Source organism: Ralstonia edaphi (assembly GCF_958350185.1).
Taxonomy (GTDB): Bacteria; Pseudomonadota; Gammaproteobacteria; order Burkholderiales; family Burkholderiaceae; genus Ralstonia; species Ralstonia edaphi.
In genome coordinates this window covers 854028-878167 of the sequence record NZ_CATWHI010000001.1, presented here as the reverse complement: position 1 = coordinate 878167, position 24140 = coordinate 854028, and the positions used below count along the sequence as shown (strand labels likewise).

Annotated in this window: 24 protein-coding genes; 14 read left to right on the top strand and 10 right to left on the bottom strand. The window is 65.0% G+C overall.

Annotated features, from left to right (window positions below; all coding sequences use genetic code 11):
• Positions 1-111: 111 nt before the first annotated feature.
• Entirely contained in the window at positions 112-615 is a 504-nt protein-coding gene (locus R2669_RS03845; protein ID WP_316898661.1) for an acyl-CoA thioesterase, read from the bottom strand.
• 251 nt (positions 616-866) lie between these two features.
• Between R2669_RS03845 and R2669_RS03840 the strand changes: the two genes are divergently transcribed.
• The 11 genes from R2669_RS03840 to R2669_RS03790 all read left to right on the top strand — a co-directional run bounded on the left by R2669_RS03840 (position 867) and on the right by R2669_RS03790 (position 10073).
• Positions 867-1184: a hypothetical protein gene (locus R2669_RS03840; protein ID WP_316891540.1), complete on the top strand. Its 318-nt coding sequence runs from the start codon at positions 867-869 to the stop codon at positions 1182-1184.
• A gap of 96 nt (positions 1185-1280) precedes the next feature.
• Complete coding sequence (locus tag R2669_RS03835; protein ID WP_316898659.1) at positions 1281-1628, top strand: hypothetical protein; 348 nt, start codon at positions 1281-1283, stop codon at positions 1626-1628.
• Positions 1629-1636: 8 nt separating this feature from the next.
• Positions 1637-3046, top strand: coding sequence for a TolC family protein (locus R2669_RS03830; RefSeq protein WP_316898658.1), 1410 nt, complete (start codon positions 1637-1639; stop codon positions 3044-3046).
• 2 nt (positions 3047-3048) lie between these two features.
• Positions 3049-4347: a multicopper oxidase family protein gene (locus R2669_RS03825; RefSeq protein WP_316898656.1), complete on the top strand. Its 1299-nt coding sequence runs from the start codon at positions 3049-3051 to the stop codon at positions 4345-4347.
• 41 nt (positions 4348-4388) lie between these two features.
• The gene (locus tag R2669_RS03820; protein WP_316898655.1) at positions 4389-4877 is read left to right on the top strand and encodes a cupredoxin domain-containing protein; all 489 of its coding nucleotides are present in this window, start codon (positions 4389-4391) and stop codon (positions 4875-4877) included.
• A 36-nt stretch (positions 4878-4913) separates the two neighbouring features.
• Positions 4914-5234, top strand: coding sequence for a copper-binding protein (locus R2669_RS03815; RefSeq protein ID WP_316898653.1), 321 nt, complete (start codon positions 4914-4916; stop codon positions 5232-5234).
• Between the two features lie 117 nt (positions 5235-5351).
• Entirely contained in the window at positions 5352-6626 is a 1275-nt protein-coding gene (locus R2669_RS03810) for a glycosyl transferase family 90 (RefSeq protein ID WP_316898651.1), read from the top strand.
• Positions 6627-6751: 125 nt separating this feature from the next.
• Positions 6752-7543 (top strand): phytanoyl-CoA dioxygenase family protein, encoded by a 792-nt coding sequence (locus R2669_RS03805; protein ID WP_316898648.1) that lies wholly within the window; start codon positions 6752-6754, stop codon positions 7541-7543.
• Between the two features lie 97 nt (positions 7544-7640).
• Positions 7641-7862, top strand: a complete 222-nt coding sequence (locus R2669_RS03800) for a hypothetical protein (RefSeq protein ID WP_147216024.1) — start codon at positions 7641-7643, stop codon at positions 7860-7862.
• A 224-nt stretch (positions 7863-8086) separates the two neighbouring features.
• The gene (locus R2669_RS03795; RefSeq protein WP_316898646.1) at positions 8087-8527 is read left to right on the top strand and encodes a DUF2141 domain-containing protein; all 441 of its coding nucleotides are present in this window, start codon (positions 8087-8089) and stop codon (positions 8525-8527) included.
• Positions 8528-8546: 19 nt separating this feature from the next.
• Positions 8547-10073 carry a carotenoid oxygenase family protein gene (locus R2669_RS03790; protein ID WP_316898645.1) on the top strand — a complete coding sequence of 509 codons (1527 nt, stop codon included), beginning with the start codon at positions 8547-8549 and terminating at the stop codon, positions 10071-10073.
• Between the two features lie 30 nt (positions 10074-10103).
• On the opposite strand, the gene R2669_RS03785 is transcribed toward R2669_RS03790, so the two are convergent.
• The gene (locus R2669_RS03785) at positions 10104-11597 is read right to left on the bottom strand and encodes a M20/M25/M40 family metallo-hydrolase (protein ID WP_430708760.1); all 1494 of its coding nucleotides are present in this window, start codon (positions 11595-11597) and stop codon (positions 10104-10106) included.
• Between the two features lie 206 nt (positions 11598-11803).
• Between R2669_RS03785 and R2669_RS03780 the strand changes: the two genes are divergently transcribed.
• Positions 11804-12721: a LysR family transcriptional regulator gene (locus R2669_RS03780; protein ID WP_316891531.1), complete on the top strand. Its 918-nt coding sequence runs from the start codon at positions 11804-11806 to the stop codon at positions 12719-12721.
• A gap of 25 nt (positions 12722-12746) precedes the next feature.
• Here the strand turns inward: R2669_RS03780 and R2669_RS03775 are convergent, their stop codons facing one another.
• Genes R2669_RS03775 through R2669_RS03760 form a run of 4 tightly spaced genes read right to left on the bottom strand, consistent with a single transcriptional unit; the run spans position 12747 to position 16697 of the window.
• Positions 12747-14228: an AMP nucleosidase gene (locus R2669_RS03775; RefSeq protein WP_092975103.1), complete on the bottom strand. Its 1482-nt coding sequence runs from the start codon at positions 14226-14228 to the stop codon at positions 12747-12749.
• Positions 14229-14275: 47 nt separating this feature from the next.
• Positions 14276-15049, bottom strand: coding sequence for an amino acid ABC transporter permease (locus tag R2669_RS03770; RefSeq protein WP_316891530.1), 774 nt, complete (start codon positions 15047-15049; stop codon positions 14276-14278).
• Positions 15046-15756 (bottom strand): amino acid ABC transporter permease, encoded by a 711-nt coding sequence (locus R2669_RS03765; RefSeq protein ID WP_316899070.1) that lies wholly within the window; start codon positions 15754-15756, stop codon positions 15046-15048. The genes R2669_RS03770 and R2669_RS03765 overlap by 4 nt, the downstream gene beginning before the upstream one ends.
• A gap of 53 nt (positions 15757-15809) precedes the next feature.
• Positions 15810-16697 (bottom strand): ABC transporter substrate-binding protein, encoded by an 888-nt coding sequence (locus R2669_RS03760; RefSeq protein ID WP_147216047.1) that lies wholly within the window; start codon positions 16695-16697, stop codon positions 15810-15812.
• Between the two features lie 315 nt (positions 16698-17012).
• Between R2669_RS03760 and R2669_RS03755 the strand changes: the two genes are divergently transcribed.
• Together R2669_RS03755 and R2669_RS03750 are read left to right on the top strand one after the other, a co-directional pair.
• Entirely contained in the window at positions 17013-18662 is a 1650-nt protein-coding gene (locus R2669_RS03755; protein ID WP_316898641.1) for a diguanylate cyclase domain-containing protein, read from the top strand.
• 131 nt (positions 18663-18793) lie between these two features.
• Positions 18794-19300, top strand: a complete 507-nt coding sequence (locus tag R2669_RS03750; protein ID WP_316898639.1) for an acyl-CoA thioesterase — start codon at positions 18794-18796, stop codon at positions 19298-19300.
• Positions 19301-19319: 19 nt separating this feature from the next.
• On the opposite strand, the gene R2669_RS03745 is transcribed toward R2669_RS03750, so the two are convergent.
• The 4 genes from R2669_RS03745 to R2669_RS03730 all read right to left on the bottom strand — a co-directional run bounded on the left by R2669_RS03745 (position 19320) and on the right by R2669_RS03730 (position 24025).
• Positions 19320-20705 (bottom strand): sensor histidine kinase, encoded by a 1386-nt coding sequence (locus R2669_RS03745; RefSeq protein WP_316898637.1) that lies wholly within the window; start codon positions 20703-20705, stop codon positions 19320-19322.
• A gap of 224 nt (positions 20706-20929) precedes the next feature.
• Positions 20930-21682 (bottom strand): class I SAM-dependent methyltransferase, encoded by a 753-nt coding sequence (locus R2669_RS03740; protein ID WP_316898635.1) that lies wholly within the window; start codon positions 21680-21682, stop codon positions 20930-20932.
• Between the two features lie 119 nt (positions 21683-21801).
• On the bottom strand, positions 21802-22722 hold the full coding sequence (locus R2669_RS03735) for an amidohydrolase family protein (RefSeq protein WP_316898634.1): 921 nt from the start codon (positions 22720-22722) through the stop codon (positions 21802-21804).
• Between the two features lie 55 nt (positions 22723-22777).
• Positions 22778-24025, bottom strand: a complete 1248-nt coding sequence (locus R2669_RS03730) for an MFS transporter (RefSeq protein WP_206273151.1) — start codon at positions 24023-24025, stop codon at positions 22778-22780.
• Positions 24026-24140: the final 115 nt, after the last annotated feature.

Sequence of the window (24140 nt, the reverse complement as noted above, 5' to 3'; positions counted from 1 at the left end):
CACGGGCGGCGCGCGTTATCCACAGAAACAGTGGGTAAGCCTGTGGATAACGATGCGCGACCGCGATACCACGCGGCCTGGGGTTCTTTGCTGACTGCGTAGGCAGGCCGCTCAGGCGCCCGAAACCGGCGTGCTGTAGGTGGCCTTGATCGCCTTGTGCCGGGCTTCCATTTCCTGCCGCAGGGCGCGGCGCTGCTGCGCGGCTTCGAAGCGTTCCTGTTCTTCTGCGTTGGCCGGCGCCAACGGGGGCACGTCGGCCGGTTTGCCGTCGTCATCCACAGCCACCATCGTGAAGTAGCAGCTGTTGGTATGGCGCACCACCTGGTTGCGGATGTTCTCCGTCACGACCTTGATACCGATTTCCATCGACGTGCGCCCCGTGTAGTTGACCGACGCGAGGAACGTCACCAGCTCACCCACGTGAATCGGCTGGCGGAACACCACCTGGTCCACCGACAGCGTCACGACATAGCGACCGGCGTAGCGGCTCGCGCACGCATAGGCGACCTGATCGAGCAGCTTGAGGATGTGGCCGCCGTGCACGTTGCCGGAAAAATTGGCCATGTCGGGCGTCATCAGCACGGTCATGCTGAGCTGGTGGGATTGCGTATTCATGGGGGCGTTGAAGCTGGAATGATGGGAAAAGCAGGGTGCGCAGAAATGGGTACGCAGCAGGGCGTCATTGTGCCGCGCTCGACCCATCTTGTGCTGCATTGCGCGAAATTTGATGGCATCGCGCTACACTACCGGTTTCCGCGGCAAACGATTTTCAGCCCGTCCTGTTTTCCATGTATCGATTCCTCACCCGCCTCCTGCTCTGGCTGGTTGTCCTGGCACTGCCCCTGCAAGGGTTTGCCGCGACGACCATGATGGCGCGCGGCGGTGCAATGGATGATGCGATGGTTGCCATGGCAACGCCGGATGACGACGCCGTCATGTCCGATGCCTGCCATGAGCACGAAGACGCCGCGGCAGCTGGCAACGAATCGAAAGCGCCGGCACAGTCGCACTGCAAGACCTGCCCGATCTGCGCGGCCTGTTCGCTCGGTTCGGTCGTTCCCCTGGCTGCCAGCCTTGGCATGCCGCTGATCAAGCTGCCGGCCGCTGCGCCGCGCGGCTTGGCTGTTTCCTTCCGCAGCTTCATTCCCGAAGCGCTGCAACGTCCACCCTCGATTCGCGTTTGACGCCACCAGTCCGTCCATAGAACGGGCTGGCATCTGGTTTGACGGCTCCATGTGCCGCATGCGGCCGTACGTCATCACGCTTGATCGAGGTTTCTCATGTTTCTCACACGATGGTTCGTGGCCGCCACGCTGCTGGCGCTGGCGCCGCCATGGGTGTTGGCGCAGGGCGCTGCGTCAGCGCCGATGGCATCTCCGTCTGATCCACTGAATGCGGACGCCGCTGTGCCGGCCGTAACCGTGCCCCGCACATTCGACAGTTACCACGCGTATCGCGATAGCGGTCCTGCACCCTGGCGCGAGACCAACGCGGCCGTAAGCCCGAAGCCCAAGTCCGGTGCCTCCGCGCAGGGCGGCCACGCAGGGCACGCCATGCCCGCGAGTGCGCCGGTCGCTCCCTCCAACAAGCCTGCCGGCGAATCCATGCCCGGCATGCATCACCATTAGGAGGCGCCGTGCTCAAACTTTCCACACGTCGCCTGGCCCTGTGCGCCCTGGCGGCCACGCTGCTGGTGAGCGGCTGCGCCACCATCACGCAAGACAGCGGTTTCAAGAGCGTTGCCGATGTGGCGCGCGAGCGGCTGGGCAAGGACGCCACCTGGCAGCGTTCAGCGGAAGCACGCGACAGCGCCGCGCAACGCACGCGCGAGCTGCTGGCCCCGCCGCTGACGATGGACAGCGCCGTGCAGATCGCGCTGCTGAACAACCGTGGCTTGCAGGCTTCGTATGCGGAGCTGGGGCTATCGGAAGCCGCGCTCGTGCAGGCCAGCCGCCTGCCGAATCCCGGCTTCAGTTTCAAGCGCACGCGCAGCGGCGACGACCTCTCGATCGAACGCACGTTCTCGCTGTCGTTCCTGAACCTGCTGACGCTGCCGATGGCCACGCGCATCGAAAGCCGCTACTTCGAGCAGACCAAGCTGCTGGTCGCCAACCAGATGCTGCAGGTGGCCGCAGACACACGCCGCGCCTACGTCAATGCCGTGGCGGCGGAGCAATCCGCGCGCTATGCGGAGCAGGTTCAGCAGGCTGCCGAAGCCGGGGCCGAGTTCGCCAAGCGCCTGGCATCTGCCGGCAACTTCAGCAAGCTCGATCGCGCCCGTGAACACGCCTTCTATGCGGACGCCACCGCAAGCCTGGCGCGCGCGCGTCAGCAGGCCCAGGCCGAACGCGAGGCGTTGATCCGCCTGCTGGGTGTGTGGGGCGCAGATACCGACTTCAAGCTGCCGGAACGGCTGCCCGACCTGCCGAAGGATCGCCCGGAACTGCAGCAGATCGAAGCCTACGCGCTGCGCAACCGGCTCGATATCCAGGCCGGCAAGTTGCAGGTCGAGGGCTTGGCATCGTCGCTGGGGCTCACGCAGGCCACGCGCTTCATCAACGTGCTGGATCTCGGCTACGTGCGCAACAGCAAATCCAACGAGCCACGTGAAACGGGCTACGAGATCAGCATCGAGATCCCGCTGTTCGATTGGGGCGGTGCCCGCGTGGCGCGCGCGCAGTCGATCTACATGCAGGCGGCCGACCAGCTTGCCGACACGGCTGTGCGTGCGCGTTCGGAAGTGCGCGAATCGTATGTGCGCTGCCAGACGGCATATGACCTCACCCGCCACTACCGCGATGAGGTCGTGCCCGTGCGCAAGCGCATCTCCGACGAGATGCTGCTGCGCTACAACGGCATGCTCGCGAGCGTGTTCGAACTGCTGGCCGATGCGCGCGAGCAGGTGAATGCCGTGAACGGCTACATCGACGCGCTGCGCGGTTACTGGATTGCACAGACCGACTTGCAGATGGCGCTGGGCGGCAAGCTGCCGCCGGCTGAAGCAAATGCGGCAGCCCCTGCGCCGACCTCTCCCCAAGGACATTGAACATGATTTCCCGACGTCAATTTCTCGGCGGCACGGGCGTGGCCATGCTGGGCGCAGCGATGGTCTCGCGCGCCGGCGCCGCCTCGCTGCCCGAGGCACCGCTGCAATCGAAGCCCGCCACGCAGCCGCCGCTCGCGCCGCCCAACGGCCGGCCCTACAACCCGGTCGTCACGCTCAACGGCTGGACGCTGCCGTGGCGCATGCGCGGCGGCTGGAAGGAGTTCCACCTCGTGGCCGAGCCCGTCGAGCGCGAATTCGCCCCTGGCATGACGGGCCACCTCTGGGGTTACAACGGCCAGAGCCCCGGTCCGACGATCGAATGCGTGGAAGGCGATCGTGTGCGCATCTTCGTGACCAACAAGCTGCCCGAGCACACCACGGTGCACTGGCACGGCATGATCCTGCCCGCCGGCATGGACGGCGTGGGCGGTCTGTCGCAGCCGCACATTCCGCCCGGCAAAACCTCCGTCTACGAGTTCGAGATGAAGAAGTCCGGCACCTTCATGTACCACCCGCATTCCGACGAGATGGTGCAGATGGCGATGGGCATGATGGGCTCGATCATCGTGCATCCGAAAGACCCGGCGCAGCACCGCGTCGACCGCGACTTTGTCTTCCTGCTCGCCGCATACGACATCGATCCCGGCTCCTACACGCCGCGCGTTGCCCAGATGACCGACTTCAACATGTGGACGTGGAACAGCCGCGTCTTCCCCGGCATCGACCCATTGCCCGTGCGTCTGGGCGATCGCGTGCGCATCCGCATGGGCAACCTCACCATGACGAACCACCCGATGCATCTGCATGGCCATACCTTCGAAGTCGCAGGCACCGACGGCGGCTGGGTTCAGCCCAGCGCGCGCTGGCCGGAGGTGACGACGGACATTGCCGTAGGCCAGATGCGCGCCATCGAATTCATTGCCGACAACCCCGGCGACTGGGCTTTCCACTGCCACAAGTCGCACCACACGATGAACGCCATGGGGCACAACGTGCCGACCATGATCGGCGTGCAGCAGAAAGACCTCGCCAAGAAGATGAACGCGCTGGTGCCCGACTACATGGGCATGGGCCAGGCCGGCATGGCCGACATGGGCGAGATGGAAATGCCGCTGCCCGACAACACGCTGCCGATGATGACGGGGCAGGGCCCGTTCGGCGCCATTGAAATGGGCGGCATGTTCACGGTGATGAAGGTGCGCCGCGATCTGCCGCGCAACAGCTACGCCGACCCCGGTTGGTACAAGCACCCGAAGGGCACCGTCGCCTACGAATACACCGGCACCGGCATCGACGACTGATCGAAGCTGAATCCACATCCCATACGAAACCGAGACCGAACATGCAACGCAATCTGATCCGTTCCACCTTCCTGGCCGCGCTGATGTCGATGGCCGCCATCGCGCACGCATCCGGCGATCACGCCGGCGGGCATGACCATGGCGATGCCGCCATCGGCGAACCCGGCGACGCCGCCCGCATCACACGCAACGTGCGCGTCGACATGGCCGACACCATGCGCTTTACGCCCGCGCAGATCATCGTCCAGCGCGGCGAGACGATCCGCTTCGAGGTCGTCAACAACGGCCGCGTGCGGCATGAGATGACGCTGGGCACACCGGCCGACCTCCTCTCCCACGCCGAACAAATGCGCAAGCACCCCGAAATGGAGCACGCCGACGGCAACGCCGTCACCGTTGACCCGGGCCAGCGCGGCGAGATCGTCTGGCACTTCACGCGCAGCGGCTCGGTCGAGTTTGCGTGTCTGCAGCCCGGACATTTCGAGGCCGGCATGCGCGGCGCCGTGCAGGTGCGCGGCACCAAGTCCTGATCTCTCTTCAACACCTCTTTCGACAAGGAGCCCAAGATGTTTCGTCACGCCCTGATGCTCGCCGCGCTGCTCGCCGGCACACCGTTCGCCCAGGCGGCCGAAGATGGCGCTTCCGCGCCTGCCGTCACCACTCCCGCCCCGATGTCTGAGGGTGAGATCAAGAAGATCGATACCGCTGCCGGCAAGCTGACCATCAAGCACGGGCCGCTCGTCAATCTCGACATGGACGCCATGACGATGGTGTTCCGCGTCCAGGATCCGGCAATGCTCGCCAAAGTACAGGTGGGCAGCAAAGTCCACTTTGTCGCCGAGAAGGTCAACGGCGCACTGACCGTGACCGCGTTGGAAGTGCAGTAACAAGAGGGGGGAAGGGCCACCGGCTCGCTTCCGGAGCCGGGGGCGCTGCGTGACGGGCCGGCCTCCCCCCCCCCCGCTGCAAGGAAACTGTGACGCCGTGACAACGGCCAAGCGGCCGTGAACAGACCCGACACCGGCGGACGCGGCTCGCCCCACCAGAAACGGAATGAGACGCAAGTTTCTTACGGTAAAGTAAGGCCCGCTGCGGATGCGGATAGGAAAAGGGGCGGTGCGCTATGTGAACGGCAGCGCGACCGGCAGTACCAAGCATCGGCGGCGAGCAAAAAAGTAGGCCTCTCGCCACTTTTTATCTGCGCGTGGGGCTGCGACATTCACCCGAAAAGCGGCGCTCCCGGTTTAAATTTCCGCTGCATCTTTTGGTTCATGCGTCATTTCAAATACCGCTTGAGCAGGGTCTCTGCAAGAAAATTCTGGTATTACTTTTCAAATGCCTCCAGCCATTTTCTGGCCCCTGCGACAAAAAATGGAAGGGCAGAGGCGCTTCTGAAGAGCAGAGGCGGACGTCATGCCATGCAGAATGTCATTGATCGATTGAGTTATTACAATTCGATTTCAGAGACATTCCAGCCGAGCCGCAACGCTGTCGAGTATTCGAATTTCCTGTTGAAATCCTCGACAAGCACGGTTGTCGACAAGGATTGTGAAATAGGCAGCACCTATTTCTATGATCTTGTCGATCTGATGGATTATTTCGGCCCGGGCTACAGCTTCGACTACGACTGCGGAGACGTCACGGCCGAGCCGAACCACCCCGCGTTCGTGAAGAGCCGTCCCATCAAGAGCACGTCGCATAAAGGGATTCTCTTGAAGCTGGACGCCATCCGGCATTTTTCGCTGGCGCGCGACACGATCGACTTCCACGACAAGAAACCCATGGCGGTGTTTCGTGGCCCTTGTCATCAGGAACACCGCAAAGCCTTCGTGGAGCGGTGCCATGATTTGCCGCACGTCAACATCGGCGACACACGAAAATCGGAGATTGGGAAGGCGACTTACAAAGCGCCCATGACGATTGCGGAGCAACTGCAATACAAGTTTATTGTGAGCGTCGAGGGGAACGACGTGGCAACGAACCTGAAATGGATCATGGCATCCAATTCGCTTTGCTTTATGCGACGCCCCCGGTATGAAACGTGGTTCATGGAAGGGCGGTTGATTCCGGATGTCCATTATGTCCTGCTGAAGGACGATTATTCCGACCTTCAGGAGAAAATGGAGCATTACAGTAAATATCCTGGTGATGCATTGGCGATCGTGCGCAACGCCAATCAGTGGGTGGCGCAATTCATGAACCGAGACCAGGAGCGCCTGCTCGGTTTGATGGTGATCGCAAAGTATTTCCGCCTGTCGGGCCAACAGGCGTTTTGGTAGGGCCCCAGCAGGACCGCGCATATCGCGTTTGATCCTGCGCAGGCCCGCCGGATGTCGGGCCTGCAACGCATACGGCGGCGCGTTACACTCGTTCTCTTTCGCCGTCTCCGTACGCTCTTTCCGCCATGTCCGCGTCTGCCCCCACTGCCACCCACGCACACCCGCTTTCCGACGAGCAGCAAGCCTTCTTCAAGGAGCATGGCTACGTCGTGTTGCGCGGGTTTGTCAGCCAGCAGGTGAGCGCGGCGTTGCTTGCGGCCGCGCAGGACGGGCTGGCCCGCGCTGCGGCGCCGGTGGAGCTGGAAACCGACGTCGGCTATGCCGGGGCCCCCCTTTCGCGCGAGGCCGAGGGAGGCCACACGGTGCGCCGTCTGCTCGACGCGGATTCTCGCGGCACCCCTTATACGGAATGGGCGCGCGACCCGCGCGTGGCGGCCGCGATTGCGCAACTGATTGGGAGCCCTGTGCATCTTTCGCTCGCGCACCACAACTGCGTGATGACGAAGCACCCGGCGTTTGGCACCGCCACGCATTGGCACCGCGACAGCCGTTATTGGTCGTTCGCGCGCAATGAGCTGGTGTCGTCGTGGCTGGCTCTGGTGGAAGAAACGGTCGACAACGGTTGTCTGTGGGTGATTCCCGGCAGCCACACGCTCGATTTGCCCGCCGACCGGTTCGACGCCAAGCTGTTTCTGCGCCAGGACTTGCCAGAAAACCGCGCGCTGATCGACACAGCGCGCCCCGTGCCATTGCTGCCCGGCGACGTGCTGCTCTTTCATTGCAACACCTTCCATGCGGCCCGCGCCAACCAAACTGGCGCGGTCAAATTCTCGGCAGTGTTTACGTATTACGGCCCCGATAACCATCCGCTGCCCGGTACGCGCTCGTCTGCGCGTCCCGATCCGCTGGTCGGTTGAGGTGCGCCCTCCCCCATTTGTAGGTGAGCGGCGGACAGATTTGTGTCACGTGCCTTTGTTAAGGTGGTCCTCCAACGATCAACAACGGGGAACCACAATGCCGATTCAGGAAGTGACACATGGTGCGCATGTCATCTTCGTTGATCCGCTGCAACGCGATGATCATCGCTGGACGGCCCGTTTCCAGATTTGCCGCGCTGGCCATATCGTCTGCGACTGGGAAGACGTTGAAATGCCCGAGGGGTTCATCTCCGCGCAGCTTGCCTTGAGCGCCAGCGTGCTGCTGGCCGACCACCGGTTGTCGAGCTTGCCGCATTAGCCGCCGACACCACGTCACGCCCGCCCCCTCCGGCGGGCGTTTTAGTCTGCACGTCCGGCGTGATCCGTTCCAATGCTCGTGATCCGTTCATCGCCCGCAAGCGACCGTTTGCGCCCCGGCGCCCGCACTTCGTCGCATGCGCGCTGACCGGTACAGCGCGCGCCCCTACATTGCCTCCTGACCGCCGGCTGACCAACGCATCGCCGGCCACTCAGGAGACTTTCATGACAGCCATGTTTTCTCTGCCGCGTACTGCGCTGGCCCTACTAGCGATGACGCTCGCCGCAAGCGCATCCGCCGCGACGCTGACTGTTGTGGTGGAGGGCGCACAAGGGCGCCAAGGCGCGGTGCGCGCCGCGATGTTCCGCGACACCACCGGTTGGCTGAAGCCCGATTCGGCCGTCCGTGCCGACATTGCCGCGCTCGAAAGCGTGTCCGGCAGCAACGTCACCTTCATCTATCCGGATTTGCCGGCGGGGCGCTACGCGTTGTCGGTCTTCCATGACGCCAACAACGACGGCAAACTTGGCACCAACCCGGCCGGCATTCCCATCGAGCCTTACGGCTTCAGCCGTGATGCACGTGGCCGTTTCGGGCCGCCCGCATTTGACGATGCCGCCATCGACGTGCAGGGCGACCAGCGCGTGACGATTCACTTGCACTGATGCTGAGCGAGGGCCCGTCATGCAACGCCGATCCTTCATTGCGGCCTTGGGCGCCGCACCCTTTGGCTTGACTCTGACCGACGTAATGGCCGCCACCCCGGACGCTTGGGCCGCCGGGTTTGCAGTGGCACGCGCGCAATACCCGTGGCTGGCGGGCTACCAGGGCGTCAACGCCGACATGCCGACCCGCGCGCTGAAGGTGGAGGGCGTCTTCCCGCCTGCGTTGCGCGGCGCCTTTTATCGAAACGGCCCAGCGCGGCACGAGATCGGCGGTGTGCGTTATCACCATCTGTTTGATGGCGACGGCATGATCCAGCGCTACGACATCAGCGAGCAGGGCGTGACACATCGCGGCGTGTTCGTGCGTACCGACAAGTTCATCGCCGACACCACCGCCGGCCGGCCGTTGCGGGCGACGTTCGGCACCGCCAACCCCGAGATGGAGCCGGTGGCCTCGCCCGACAGCATCAACGTTGCCAACACCAGCCTGGTAATGCACGGCGACGAGATGCTCGCGCTGTGGGAAGGCGGCTCGGCGACGCGTGTCGATCCGGATTCACTGCGTACGCTAGGCGTGCAGACCTGGCGCGACGACTACAGGGGCATGCCGTTTTCCGCCCATCCCAGGGTCGAACCTGACGGCACGCTGTGGAATTTTGGCGTGAGCAGCGCGGCCGGTCTGCTCACCGTCTATTGCATAGGCGCGGACGGTGCGCTCAAGCGCGTGGAGTCCATCAAGGTGCCAGACGTGGCGATGGTGCACGACTTTGCCGTGACGCAGCGCCACCTGGTGTTTCTGCTGCCGCCGTTCGTGTACGACCTTGAACGCTCGCACGCCGGCATGTCGTTTCTCGATTCACATGTGTGGCGGCCGGAGCTGGGCATGCGCGTGCTGGTACTGGACAAGGACGACGTCACGCGCATGCGCTGGCTGCAGTTGCCGGCGGGCTTCGTCTTCCACCTGGGCAATGCGTGGTCGTCGGCAGATGGGCAGGAGATTCACCTCGATTACATCCGCTCGGACGATGCCTCGGTCGTCACCACGTCCCTGCGTGAATTGATGCGCGGGCAGATTCGCCCATCGCCCGGCGCGCGTCTCACGCAAGTGCAACTGAATCTGCGAACGGGCCGCGCCGAGCAGTTCAGCACCGACCACGTTGCCGAATTTCCGAAGATCGACTCCCGGCGCACCGCACAGCGTCATCGCGCGCTGTTCGTGGTGGCTCACACGGCGCCGTCGTCGAATGGCAATCCGCAGGCCGTGCACGGCTTTGACACCGTCATGCGCGTCGATACGGATTCGGGGCGGGTCCAGCAGTACCGCTTCGGGCACCGCACGCTGGTGGAAGAACACGTGTTCGTGCCGGCATCGGCCAGCGCCCGTGAAGGCGAGGGCTGGCTGATCGGCACGGTGTTCGATGTGGATGCCGGCAGCACCAGGCTGACGGCGTTCGATGCGCAAAATGTTTCAGCGGGGCCCGTCGCCATGGCAAGCCTGAACGGCGTGGCGCCGCTCGGGCTGCATGGATTGTTCCGCGCGGCTTAAAGGGGTTAAAGGGCTTAAAGCGCCCGCCCGTCAGAGCGGGTGCGTTAGCAGGCCGTAGATCGTTCGCACGCCGCTCACGTAGTTGCCCATCCGCAGGTTCTCGTTGGCGGCATGCTGGTTGTTATCGGCATTGACCAGAGGAATGATCGCGAACGGCACCTGCAGCACGCCAACGATTTCTGCGGTCGGCACCGTCCCGCCCATCATGCGGATGCGGACCGGCGCCGGATTCGCGCCAAAGGTGTCGGTCAGCGACTTGTAGGCCCATGTGCCCACTGCCGAGTCGATGGGTGAACCCGCGGCATCCGCGCCTTCGCTCTGATACGTGAACGTGGCCAGCTTGTCGTAGCGGCTGCGCTCTTCGTCGGTCGGGGCGTTCTTGACGAGGTGGTAGCCCTGGCGCTCGATATGCTGCTCGATGAGTTTGCCGAGGTAGGCCGCGCTGGAGTCCGGCGTGGTGCGCAGGTCCAGTTCGGCGAGGGCCTTGTCGGGCACGATGTTCGCCACCTTGTCGCCCACCGCCGCAGACGCCATGCCGCGCACGTTCAATGACGGGTACTGCATCGCCTCCTGATAATTGGCGCCGACCTTGTCTGCATGGGCAATGCCGAGGCGCTTGTTGAGCGCTGCCTGGTCGTCGGGCACGGCGGCCATGATCTTGCGGTCGGCCTGGCTGATCTTCACGTGGTCGTAATAGCCCGGCACCGTCACCCGGCCCGCGTCGTTCTTCATCGATGCCAGCAGGTTCGCCAACTGCTGGGCTGGATTGCGGGCGTAGTTGCCGTAGTGCCCGCTGTGCAGCGGCACCTTGGCGCCGTAGACGGTGAGCCGGGCTTCGGCCGCGCCGCGATTGCCAAAGACCAGCGTCGGCAGGTTGCTCGCATGCATCGGGCCGTCGTGGATGACGATGGCGTCGCAGCGCAGCAGCTCGCGGTTTGCCTGCATGACCTTGCTGATCGACGGCGAGCCTTTCTCTTCTTCGCTGTCGAGAATGATCTTGACGTTGACGGCGGGCTGGCCGCCGCTGGCCTTCAGTGCGTCGATGGCGGCCAGCATCATCATGATCGGGCCCTTGTCGTCGGCGGACGAACGGCCGAATACACGCCATTCCGGATCCAGCGGGCCGCTGAAGAGCTGCGCGGAGTCGATCTCTTCCCAGTTGCCTTGTGCGGTCTTGTGCTTCAGCACGGGCGTCCAAGGGCTCTTCTGCGCCCACTGCGCGGGAATCACCGGCTGGCCGTCGAGGTGCATGTAGAACAGCACCGTCTTGCGCGCGCCATCCGGGTTCGGCAGCTCGGCGTAGAGCATCGGTTTGCCGTTGTTCGCCAACTGTTTTGTTGTGAAGCCGCGCTTGCGGAACGCCTGCTCCAGCCAGTCGGCATTCTTGCGGACGTCTTCCGGCACGATGGCGTCGTTGGGCAGGGAGAGCAGCTCGAAGTATTCGCGGTAGGTGCCCTGCGCATGGCGTTCGGCGTCTGCAGCAAAGAGTTCGGCGGCGCAAGCGAGGCCGGAAGCTCCGAGCATGAGGGCCGGCACCAACGCCAGGAGGCGACGGCAAACGCGGGGGACGGCAGATGGACGTGCTGCTTGCTGAAGGGGCATCAGGACACTCCGCTGGTCGAACAGTTCCGCATGAGTCTGCGCAACCCATACCTTTTTGACCATTAGAATTTTCTTGGGATATCTTTGCGTTTCATGCAAAGCAGAAGGGCCTTGCGCCTACGTCGCCTATGTCATCTCATCGCCTGCAGGAGACGTCCCTCCGCTATTTTCTGGAGGTCGTGCGGACTGGCTCGTTGACGGAGGCGGCCGCGCGACTGCATGTCAGCGCCTCGGCCATCAGCCGCCAAGTGGCAATGCTTGAAGAGCTGTTGGGCGTGCCGCTGTTCGAGCGTCAGCCGCGCGGTATGCGGCCCAGCGCCGCCGGCGAACTGCTTGCCGCGCATGCCTTGCGCGGGGCGCTGGAGGCAGAGCGCGTGGTCTCGGATATCCAACGCCTGCAAGGGCTGCAGCGCGGCCGCGTGCGCATTGCGTGTTCCGATGGCTTTGCGATCGAGTTTGTGCCGCGCGCCATCGTGGCGTTTCGCGAGCGCCATCCGGGCATTCAGTTCGACCTGCGCGCCGAAGAGCCCATGCGCGTGACCGAGGCTGTCCTGCGTGGCGATGTGGACATCGGCCTGACCTACAGCCGCGCCGCCGTGCACGGCATTCGCGTGGCGTATCAGCAGCGTGGCTCGGTGTTTGCCATCATGCGGCCCGACCACCCGCTGGCGAAGTTCAGCAGCGTGACGCTGGCGCAGATGCATCCATTTCCGATCGCGCTTTCCGGGCCGGACAACACGGTGCGCCAGTTGTTCGACATGGGCTGCAGTCAACGCGGGCTCGTGTTCGAGCCGGTGCTGGTCAGCAACCGCTTCGACGGGCTGTTGAGTTTCGTGCTGCAAGGCGGCGGCTTGGGCATTGCCGGGGAAATCACCGTGCGCGAGCGCGTGCGGCGCGGTGAACTGCATGCCGCGGAGATCCGCGAGCGCGGCATGCGTGGGCGGACGGTGGAACTGCAGACCCTGGCGGGCCGCACCTTGCCCGAGGTGGTGCGGGTGTTTCTCGACTTCCTGCGCGAGGGGCTGCCGGAGCAGCCCCCGCGCTAACCGGCGTAATCGGCGCTCACCCGCGCTATCGGAACGCGGGTTCGTCAAAGCTGCGCAGTTTGCGCGAGTGCAGCGCCTCGACGCCGCTTTCGCGCAACAGGCGCACGGCCTCCATGCCGATGTCCAAGTGCTGGCTGACACGCTGGCGGTAGAACAGGTTGGCCATGCCGCGCAGCTTCAGTTCGCCGTGCAGCGGCTTGTCCGACACGCACAGCAGGGTGCCGTAGGGCACGCGCAGGCGGAAGCCGTTGGCGGCAATGGTCGCGCTTTCCATGTCGATCGCAATCGCGCGCGACTGGTTGAAGCGGCTGTACAGCGCCTGGTACTTCAGCTCCCAGTTGCGGTCGTCGGTGGAGACCACCGTGCCGGTGCGCATGCGCGATTTCATGTCGGCGCCCGAGAGCCCCGTGATGCGCGCCACAGCCTCCTGCAGCGCCACCTGGATCTCGGCGATGGGCGGCACGGGCACCCAAGGGGGCAGGTCCTGGTCGAGCACGTGGTCGTCGCGCACATAGGCGTGGGCGAGCACGTAGTCGCCCAGCTGCTGTGAGCGGCGCAGGCCGCCGCAGTGGCCGATCATCATCCAGCAGTGCGGACGCAGCACAGCCAGATGGTCGGTGATGGTCTTGGCGTTGGACGGGCCCACGCCGATGTTCACCAGCGTCACGCCCAGGCGGTCTTCGCGCACCAGGTGGTAGGCGGGCATCTGCGGGAGGCCCTTGATGCGGTGCGAATCATCGGGTGCCGGCGTGCCGAGTTCGTGTTCGGTGTCGCCGGGCTCGACAAAGCGGATGTAGCCCTCGTCGTTGCCGTCCTCCATCAGCTTGCGGCCGAGGGCGGCAAACTCGTCGACATAGCGCTGATAGTTGGTGAACAGCACGAAGCGCTGGAAGTGCTTCGGGTGCGTGGCGGTGTAGTGGTACAGGCGCTGCAGGGCCAGGTCGACCCGCTCGGCCGTGAACATCGACAGCGGTTGCGGTTCGTCGCCAATCGGGCGGTATGTGCCGTTGGCGATGGAATCGTCGATCTGCGCAAGGTCGGGCAGCGTGAACGCGCCGCCCAGCGCGCGCGCCTGTTCCGGCGTGATGTCCACGGTGGACGCTTCGACCACGAACGGCAGCGGAATCGGCCGGTTGCTTACGCCCACCACGACGGGGCTGTTGTGATAGTGCAGCAGGCGCTCGATCTGCACGCGGTAGTAATCACGGAACAAGTCCGGCCGCGTGAGCGTCGTGCCGTACACGCCCGGATACGCCACCGTGCCCCATGCCGGCCGCGCATCGCTCACCAGCGTTTTAGGGTCGACGGTAATGCCGAGGTACGGGTAGCAGGCGGAGAGGTCTTCGCTGCAGTCCTCTCCACGCGCAAAGGCGTGGAAGCGGTCGCGGATTGCCTGCGCGGAGCGCTCGTAGATGGCCGTGATGCGCTCGACGGCGGTGTTGGCGTCGGTGCAGATCGCCAGGTCGTGCGCGGGATAGAGATGGGCTGTGGCGCGGGTATCGGTCATGTGTTCGATGATACCGACGTTTTGTGAAGCCAAGATAGTGGTGTGACCTAAGTCACGGCATCTGAAACAGGGCGTTCACGCCAGCGCAAAAAGCGTTGCCAGGTCGACATGTGGGCCGGTTGCGCGAGCGGCGTGCGGGGGCCCGCGCGCAGCCCATTGGGCAAGGCCTCGATGCCGGTGCACAGCAGGAAATACAGCACGGCCACCGCGCCGAATACCTCGGCCGGGTAGGCCACGGTGCGGCTGTTGACCTGGCTGGCGGCAGTGGACAATTCCACCACGCCCACGATGTAGGCCAGCGATGTGTCCTTGACCGTCGACACCCATTGATTGGCGAGCGACGGCAGCATGATGCGCCACGCCTGCGGCAGCACCACGGTCAGCAACGCCTGTGTGGGCGACATGCCCAGCGCCAGCGCCGCGTTGCGCTGCCCGGCACCGACGGCGCGCAAGCCGGCCTCCATGCTTTGGGTGATGTAGGCAGCGCCCACGGCGGCAAGCGCGGCGACGACCGTGGCGGTTTCCGGCACCGCCACGCCCAGCGCCATCGGGACCAGAAAGTACGCCCAGAACATCAGCATCAGTACCGGGATGGCGCGCAGCGTGGCCAGCAGCCGGCGCAGCAGACGCGCCAGACGGCGCAGCGCTGGCATGGCGTCGAGCCGGTCGAGCAACAGTGCCGCACCGACACCCACTGCCGTGGCGACCACGCACGACCACAGCGCCATCCACAAGGTGAGCGCCGCGCCCGCCAGCGGGCCATTCGGATACGGACCGATCAGCAGGTAACGCAGGTGCAGGAGCACGGCTTCCGTCGTCACGAGGGCGCTCCGTTCGGCAGCGTCGACGTCGATGCCCAGCCGAGCCGCCGCAGCACCCGGGGCGCGGCCCATTGCAGCAACAGGATCGCCCCGGCATACAGCACGGTTGCCACGGCAAAGGCCTGGAAGGCGAGCAGCGTGTCGGTTTCCACCTGTCGCGCGCTATACGCAAGCTCAGCCAGCCCGATGCCCATGGCGAGCGAGGTGTTCTTGATGGTGTTGGCACATTGCCCCAGCAGCGGCAGCGCCGACACGCGCAGCGCCTGCGGCAGCACCACACGCAGGAAGGCGGCACGCGGCGTGAAGCCCAGCGACAGCGCGGCCTCGCGCTGCCCGCGCGGTACGGCCCGGATGCCGGCGCGCAGCTCTTCCGAGAAGAACGCGCCGGCGTACAGCGCGATGCCGAACGCCGCCGCCACAAATTCGAACGACGGCGCAGGCAACCGCCAGGCACCCACGGCGATGCCGCCCCAGCCGGTGATGGCACCGACCACGTCTTCGCCCAGCAATTGCGCCGCGCCGAAATACCAGAAGAACAGTTGCACCAATAACGGCGTCTTGCGCAGGAAGGCCACCAGCGCGCGGGCCGGCAAGTGCAGCCACGGCTGAGCACTCGCGCGCAGCGCCGTCAGGAGCAGGGCAATGGCCAGCCCGCCCGCGATGGCAGCCGCCGACACCAGCAGCGTCATCCCGAAGCCCTCCAGCATCCAGCCGAGATAACGCGGCGGCAGGGGCTGGAGGAGTGCCGGCAGGCTCAAGCTCACTTGGTGCTGCCGATGATGAAGTCGCGGGGCAGCGGGGCGGCGCTCTTCGGACCGAACCAGCGGTCATAGATGCGGCCGGCGGTGCCGTCCTTCTCGAGACCCTGCAGGATCTGGTCGATGGTGGCCGTCAGCTTGGTTTCACCCTTCGGCACACCGATGCCCATGTACTCGCGCGTCAGCACGAAAGGCGAGATCTCCAGCTCGCTGCGATTGGGCAGCGTGGCCAGCAGCGCGCCCAGCTTGGCACCGTCCTGCGCAAAAGCCTGGATGGCACCGGTGCGCAGTGCGGTGAGCGCGAGCGGGGAATCGTCATAGGCGATCACGCGCGCGTTGGGATAGCCGTCGCGCAGCGTGGTTTCCTGCGTGGTGCCCTTGTCGACGCCCAGGCGGATGCCGTCTTTCTTCAAATCGTCCGGCTGCTTCAGCACACCCTTCTTGGCGATGAACTGCAGGCCGCTGGCAAAGTACGGCGTGCTGAATTCGATCTGCTTCTTGCGCTCGTCGGTAATGGTGAAGTTGGCGGCCACGATGTCGACCTTGCCGGACGTAAGCAGCGGCACGCGGTTGGCCGGGTTGGTGGCGCGCAGTTCCAGCTTGACGCCCAGCTTGTTGGCGATTTCCTGCGCGTAATCCACATCCAAGCCAACAGGCTGACCGGTCTTGGCATCGGCGTAACCGAACGGCGGATTGGCGTCGAACACGCCCACCCGCAGCACACCCGCCTTCTTGATGTCGTCGAGCTTGTCGGCGTGGGCTTGCGGTGCGTGCAGCACCGCCACCGCGAGCGCCGCCCCGATGACCACCCCCACCGCCTGGCGCGACGATTTTGCCAGCGCCTGCGCCAGACCCGGCAACGAGAATGCGCCCGAAACGCTTGCTTGCATGACAACCCCCTGATGATTTTTAGGGGTTCAAGCGTAGGGTGATTGCTGCGCCGCGCAAACGAATTCCTTGGCAGATCGATATACGCGTCCCGGTCGCAACCGGCGCCGCCATGCGCCGCAAAGCCGCCCGGGCCTTCAGTTTTTACATTTCCTGCCGATGAAGGGGGAGGTGATCGGGTGCGCACCACGCAATCATTCACCCGACAACAGTGCCCGATACACTGCAAGAACAACGAACGGACGGGGAATACACGTGGACCAAACGGCTGGCGTCGTCATCCGCCGGCATCGCCATGCGCGCGGGGCGTGCCGATCATGCTGATCGCGGCACTGGCGTGCGCTGCGCTCGTCTCGATCGCGCTGATCGGCCTGTCATGGCCGCGCCGTGACGACACGGAAGTCTCCGCTTTCATGCTGTTGGCGATCGGCACCGCGCTGTGGAGCGGCGCGCGTCTCATGGAAGTCGTGACTTTCGACATGCCCGTGCGTGTGGGCTGGGCCAAGGTTGCCTATCTCGGCATCATGATGGTGCCGGCCGCATGGCTGCGTATGGTCGTCGGCCTTATACGGCCCGAATTCAATGCACTGCCGCTGGTGCGCGCGGGCTGGGTGCTGACGCTGGTTGTGGCTGCGGTGTTCATCGGGCTGGTCGCCACGAACGAACTGCACCACCTGGTATGGCTCGATGCGCGCTTCGTCGTCATTGACGGCGTACGGCGCGCCGTGTTCGATCACGGGCAGGTCTTCTGGGTTGGCACCGCCTACAACTACGTGCTGCTGGCCATCAGCCTTGTGCTGCTGGTGCTGCCTCCCGGCGAAGCCGCAAGCGGACTGTACATGTCGTCGCGCACGCAGGTGCGCCTGGCGCTGGTCATCGGGCAACTGCTGCCGCTGGTCGCGCATCTGGCCTATCTGCAGCACTGGACGACGGCGATCGGCGGCGACCTCACCCCCGCCACGTTTGCGGTCAGCACCGCATTGCTCGGCTGGATCGTGTTGCGGCCCCGCCTGCGCGATACCGCCTCCTATGCCCGGGGCAAGATCGCCGATGCCATGCGTGACGGCTGCATCGTGCTGGCCCGCGATGGTTCCATTGCCAGCATCAACGCCGCCGCGCGCGATCTGCTGCCCAGCGCCCAGATGCATGCAATGCCGCCCGCCGTGCTGAACGTGGCGGGCATCCTGCGCGAATTCGAGCGGACGCGTCTGCCCAACCGCCACCAAGTCTGGCTGCCCGAAACGGGCCGCACGCTGGAAGTCACGCTCGAAGGCCTGAGCGACGCGCGCGGACGCCACGCGGGCGTGTTCCTGTTGCTGCGCGACGTGACGGTCGAGCAGATGCAGCGTGCGGGCATGGCCAGCGCCCAGGATGCACTGCGCGGCGAGCTGCAGCGTACGCAGGCCAAGCTCAGCGTGCTCGAGAACGATGTCAATCGCGACGCGCTTACGCAGCTGTTCAACCGCCGTTTTTTTGAGACACAGGCCCCCCGCCTGTTCGACCATGCCCGCCGGGAGAATCGCCCCGTCACGCTGGCGCTGTTCGACATCGATTGCTTCAAGCAATACAACGACACCTACGGCCACCTGCAAGGCGACGAATGCCTGCGCATGGTGGCCGACACGCTGGGTATGGCGTGCCGTCACCCTGACGATTTCATCGCGCGCGTGGGCGGCGAAGAATTCGTCGCCATGCTGTTCGACCTGAGCCGCGACGACGCACGCCAGGCCGTGGCCCGTGCCGTGGCGATGGTGGCCGAACGGGCCGAGCCGCACGCTGCCTCCATCGCGGCGCCGTACGTCACGCTGTCAGCCGGCGCCGTCACGCTTACGCCCGCCGACGAACCCCTGGACGTGCTGTTCGAATGGGCGGACGCGGCGCTCTACGATGCCAAGCGCAGCGGGCGCAATACATTCCGCTTTCACCAGAGTCCGCCAGGGCTGCGGAGTGTTGCGAGCGGGGAGTAGGCCGCCCGTTCGTAGGGCTACGGCATTGCCTTGTTACGCAACGGCAGGTGCCTCGGAAGAATGGACACATGCGCGGACCACCGCGCATGCGCGGCTGCCGCCAGCAGCCAATTCCATTCTTGGAGTATGCGATGCCGACAGGCCAATCCATTGCCACAGTCGTCGACCACTATCTGCGCAATGCCGAGCTGCCCGAAGCCATTTCTGCGCAGCAGACGTTCCAGCACGCCTTCGATGTCTATCTGAAGGATTCCAACGCCTACGCGAACACGTATTTCGCCCGGTATTTCGAGTGGCAGGGCGTGGTGCGCGAGCGCTGGTTCCACGAATGCATTGACGCTGACCTGCTCATGAGCGGGCGCGTGATCTTCGTGACCAAGCTGGCGCATCAGGAATTCGTTGAAGAGACATTTCCGTTTCAGCGCGTGGAATGCCACCTGAACACCTTCCGGGTGCAGCCGTGCTCGTTCTACATGGTGTTCCGGTTTGTTTCAGGCGGGCGGCTGGTGTCGCTGGGGTATCAGCAGGTGGTGTGCGCCAACGCCGAGCGCGTGATTCAGCGCTTGCCGGAACACGTGCGCACGCGCGTGAAGGCGTACGAGCTGGACACGCTGCCGGAGCTGGCGCAGGTGTCCTGACGCTCTGAAGGTGTGAACGTCAGATAGCAGGAGGTTGGGGAAACCGCATGGAGAACAGCGTGTATTCCCCAACCACGGATTCGCACTGGATGCGCCCGCCGAATGCCTGCATGACGCGGCGGCAGAACGTCAGCCCCACGCCCGAGCCCTTGCCGACATGCTTGGTGGAGAAGAACGGGTCGAACATGCGGCGCTGCACGCTGGGCGGAATGCCGGTGGCGCTGTCGCGCACGACGAGCACGTAGCTGTCGCCATCCTGGCGGGCGGAGATTTCAATGTGCCCCTTGCGCGCGATCTGGATGGCATGCAGCGCGTTCTTCAGCAGGTTGAACAGCACATAGACGAGCAGCGTGTCGGAGCCCACAAAGCGCCAGTCGGCGTTGAAGGCCTCAACGTGCACGCGTTCGCGCTCGCCGGCCTGAAACGGATACTGCGCCACGGCCGTCTCCACGCATTCGCGCAGTGAGTGGGCCGCAAAGGTGCGCCGGTCGAGGCGCTCCAGCGTGACGGAGGCCAACGCCATTTCGATCACGCTGTGTGCGGACGCGACTTCCGACGTGATGGCGCCCGCCAGTTTGGACAGACGATCCAGCATGGCCGGATGTTGCGGCGGCTGGCACAGGCCGTTGTCGATGGCGAGCTGATAGCCGCGGTAGACGTCGGGCCACGCGCGGGCGATTTCGGCGGCCTGCAGGCGGATGGTCGTCAGCGGCGTGCGCACTTCGTGTGCAACGGTGGCGGCCAGTGCGTAAGGGCGCATCAGGTCGAACTTGACCACGCCCACGGCAATGATGCCCAGCGCAATGGCCAGGGGCAGCACACCCGGCGGGTAGAACGCCATGCCGTAGTTGACCGCGTAGTCGGCCGCCGCCAGTGAAATCAGCCCGACGCCGAACAGGCACGTCAGCAACCGTTTGCGCTTTTCGGCGGTGGCATGTCGCTGCTCGCGGTAGAGCACCCACATGCCGCGCGTGACGAGCGCGACTGTCTGCGCGATATGCACGGCTTCCAGCACGCCCGCCTTCGGATAGAAACCGAAGTGGAACTGATGCACGCCATCGATGACAAGGTTGGTGGTCAACAGCAACGCGATCAACGCAGCGTCCAGCGCATAGGCGGCGAGGAGCCAGTGCCGCTCGCCCGGCGCTTCGGCCACTTCCACGGCAAAGTGATACAGCATGGTCGGCATGACCAGGATGGCGATCCAGCCGAGCTTGGCGAGCACCTGGGCCGTGCCTACGTCATGCGTCTGGAAGAGAAACGCCCAGATGCCTTGCCACAGGCACGTGAGCGTGGTCATGCCGAGAAACGCCAGGCTCGCGCGCGTGCGGCCGCGCGTGGTCACGACGTAGACGCCGTAGAACAGGAAGAGCGACGAGACGAAGGCAGGGAACAGGGCGTACATGGAAATCGGAAGTCGGCGCAGTGGCCGCGCGCCAATGCCGACCGGAGTCGACGGTAACCCGGAAGGCTACCGGCAACCCCGCGTTCGTACACGTGTTCCGATATCACATTTTTTTCATTCAGGATTAAGCGGAACCCTGAAATGGCGTCGCATCGCGGTACCCCTCTAACGGGTGTGACAAAAAGGATGAGAGGGGATCAAGGCGCCAAAGCCGCTCACGTGCCTCATGTCGCCTCGACGAGCATCGCGTCGATCGCAAACGAATGGTCTGGCGCCACGGCAAAGTACGCGCGCGCTTCGTCGGCGGCGCGGTCGAACAGGTCGCGGATGGCATCGGCCCGGACCTGCGGGGTGCGGATGCGGGCGATCCAGCTGTCGAAGGCCATCGTCAGTTTCCAGGTGCGCGGCGTGCCGGGCTTGAAACCCGCCTCGGCCAGCATGGTTTGCCATTCGGACACACGGTAGTCGCGCACGTGCGACGCATCGCGCAGCACCTCGGCGGTTTGCAGCAGTGTGTCGAGCAGCGGCACTTCCGGCGCCACGATATCCACGACCACGAGCGTGCCGCCGGGTTTGAGCACGCGGCGCGCTTCGGCCAGGCCTTTGCGCACGTCGTACCAGTGGTGAGCGGAAAACCGCGTGGCAACGATGTCGAACGCGGCATCGTCAAACGGCAGGGTCTCGGCGCGGCCCGCTTGCGTGTGCAATTGCGCGAGGCCGCGGCGCGCTGCTTCGGCGGCCACCACGCCCAGCATGTCTTCCGACAGGTCGTACGCCACCATGGCGGCCACGTGCGGCGCCATGGCAAAGCTCACGTGCCCGCCGCCGCAGCCCAGATCGAGCACCTTGGCGTGCGGCACGGATTGCGCCAGCGCGGCCAGCGCGTCCAGATCGGCGCCCTGTGCGTGCACGGCGCTGGTCAGGTAGGCCTGGGCGACCTGGCCGAATTGCTGGTCGACGAGTCGATGCTGCTGCATGGCTGCTCCTTATGGCGTGTGGGGACGAGGAGCGGCTAGTGTAGGAGCGCGGCCCGCGCGGCGAAATTCGTGATTCGCGAAACGGGGTATCGCGCGAGCGCGTTGCAGCTATTGCGTGGTCAAACGAAGCGGAACAGCTGCGCAGGCGTGTCGACCAGCACCTGCTTGCGGTCCGCTGCGCTGGGCAGCAGCACGCCGGCGAAGGCCCACATCTTGTCGTAGTTGATCTGCGATTCGAACTGCGTGTGCGGCCAGTCGCTGCCCCAGACCAGGCGGTCCAGGCCGAGTGCGTCTTTCAGGCGCGGCATGGCGGCCTGGGCGATGGCTTCGCCGCGTCCGTTGGCACCGTTCCGGTAAGCGCCGGAAATCTTCACCCACACGCGGCGCGAGCGGCCGGCGGCGAGCAATGCGGCGAAGCCGGGGTCGTCCACGCCGAGTGCGGGATCGGGGCGGCCGAAATGATCGACCACCACGTTCACCTGCGCTTCCAGCAGCGGCTGCAGCAGCGCTGGCAGGCGGCGTGCCTCGACGTGCAGTTCCACATGCCAGCCCAGCGCATGCAGGCGTGCCAGCGCGGCTTGCCACACGGGCGATTTCAATTGCGGGTCCGCCGCACCGATCAGGTTCAGGCGGATGCCGACGATGCCCTCGGCGTTCATCTGCGTGAGCAGCGTTTCGGGCGCGGCCGGGTCGATGACGGCCACACCGCGCAAGCGCTGCGGCGCCTGCTTGAGCGCGGCCAGCAGGTAGCTGTTGTCAACGCCCAGGAAACTCGGCTGGATCAACACACCGTGCGATACCCCATGCGCATCGAGCTGCGCCAGGTAGGCCGGCAGCGGCGCGTCATACGTGGGGGCATAGCGGCGCGCATTGGCGAGCGGCAAGCCGCGCTCGAACACATGCGCATGCGTATCGATGGCGGTGATGCGGGCAGGGGCGCCGCGCGTGGCGTCGCTGTTGCCGGTGGCGGCGCAGCCGGCAAGGGCGGTGGAACCTAGCATGGCAAGCAATCCGGTGTTGAAGGCGCGGCGAGTGGGCATGGGGTCTCCTGGCGGCGACGGATCGAGTGCGTCGTCATGATGTTGTGATGGGCGTTCAGACCGTGACGGCAGCGAGATCGCGGCCCTTCGTCTCGGGCAGCATCAGCACCGCCACAGCGACGATCGAATACGCGATGGCCGCGTCGATGCCGATGGCCGTGCCCAGCGACATCGAGGCGCTCATCTTGCCCACCAGCACCGGGAACGCGGCAGACACCACGCGGCCGAAGTTGTAGCAAAAGCCGACGCCCGTGCCGCGCACGCCCTGCGGATACAGCTCGTTGAACAGCGCGCCCATGCTGGCGGGAATGCCCGCCGCAAAGAAGCCTAGCGGAAAGCCCAGCACCAGCATCGCCCCGTCCGACAGCGGCACCAGCAGATACACCAGCACCGTCACCACACAGCAGCACGAAAACAGCAGGATGTTGCCGCGCCGGCCGAGCACGTCCAGCAGCCATGCGCTGGCCACGCAGCCGCACCAGAAGGCGAAGATGATCACCGCCAGGTAGCCGCCCGTGCCGAGCACAGACAAATGGCGCTCCGTCTTGAGGTACGTCGGCAGCCACGTCATCAGCGCGTAGTAACCGCCGTGTGCACCCACGCCGAGCAGGCCGCCGATCAGCGTCATGCGCAGCACCTGCGGGCGGAAGATGTCGAGCAGCGGAAAGCGCGAGATCGGCATCGCATTGGCGTTCGCATCCGGCTTGGCGGCCGGTACGGGTTCCTTCACGCCACGGCGGATGTAGATGATGAGCAGCGCCGGCAGCAATCCCGCAGCAAACATCACGCGCCAAGCGAGGTCGGGCTCGATAAAGGAATAGGTGAGCGCATACAGCAGCACCGCCGCGCCCCAGCCCACGGCCCATGCGCTCTGCACGGTGCCCATGGCCTTGCCGCGGTGGCTGGCGCGGATGCTCTCGGCCATCAGCACGGCGCCTGCCGCCCATTCGCCGCCAAAGCCGAAGCCCTGGATGGCCTTCAGCACCAGGAACTGCTCGAAGTTCTGTGCGAAGGCCGAGGCAAATGTGGCCAGCGAAAACCACAGCACCGTAATCTGCAGCGTGCGCACGCGGCCGAAGCGGTCCGTCAACGCCCCGGCAATCCAGCCGCCCAGCGCCGACGCCACCAGCGTGACGCCCGACACCAGCCCGGCCTCGGCCTTGCCGATGTGCCACGCTGCGATGATGGTCGGGATGACGAGGCTGAACATCTGCACGTCCAGCGCGTCGAGCGCCCAGCCTCCAAAGCAGGCCCAGAACGTGCGCTTTTCCCCTTTTGAAATCTCTTTGAACCAGCCGAACATGCGGTCTCCTCCGGGTGACGTGAGCGGCGTGTTCATCACGCATTGCTCTAGTCATCTATATGAATAGAGGAATTCTAGGGCGCAGCAGGAGACGGTGCAGTCGGTGTTAACCCGA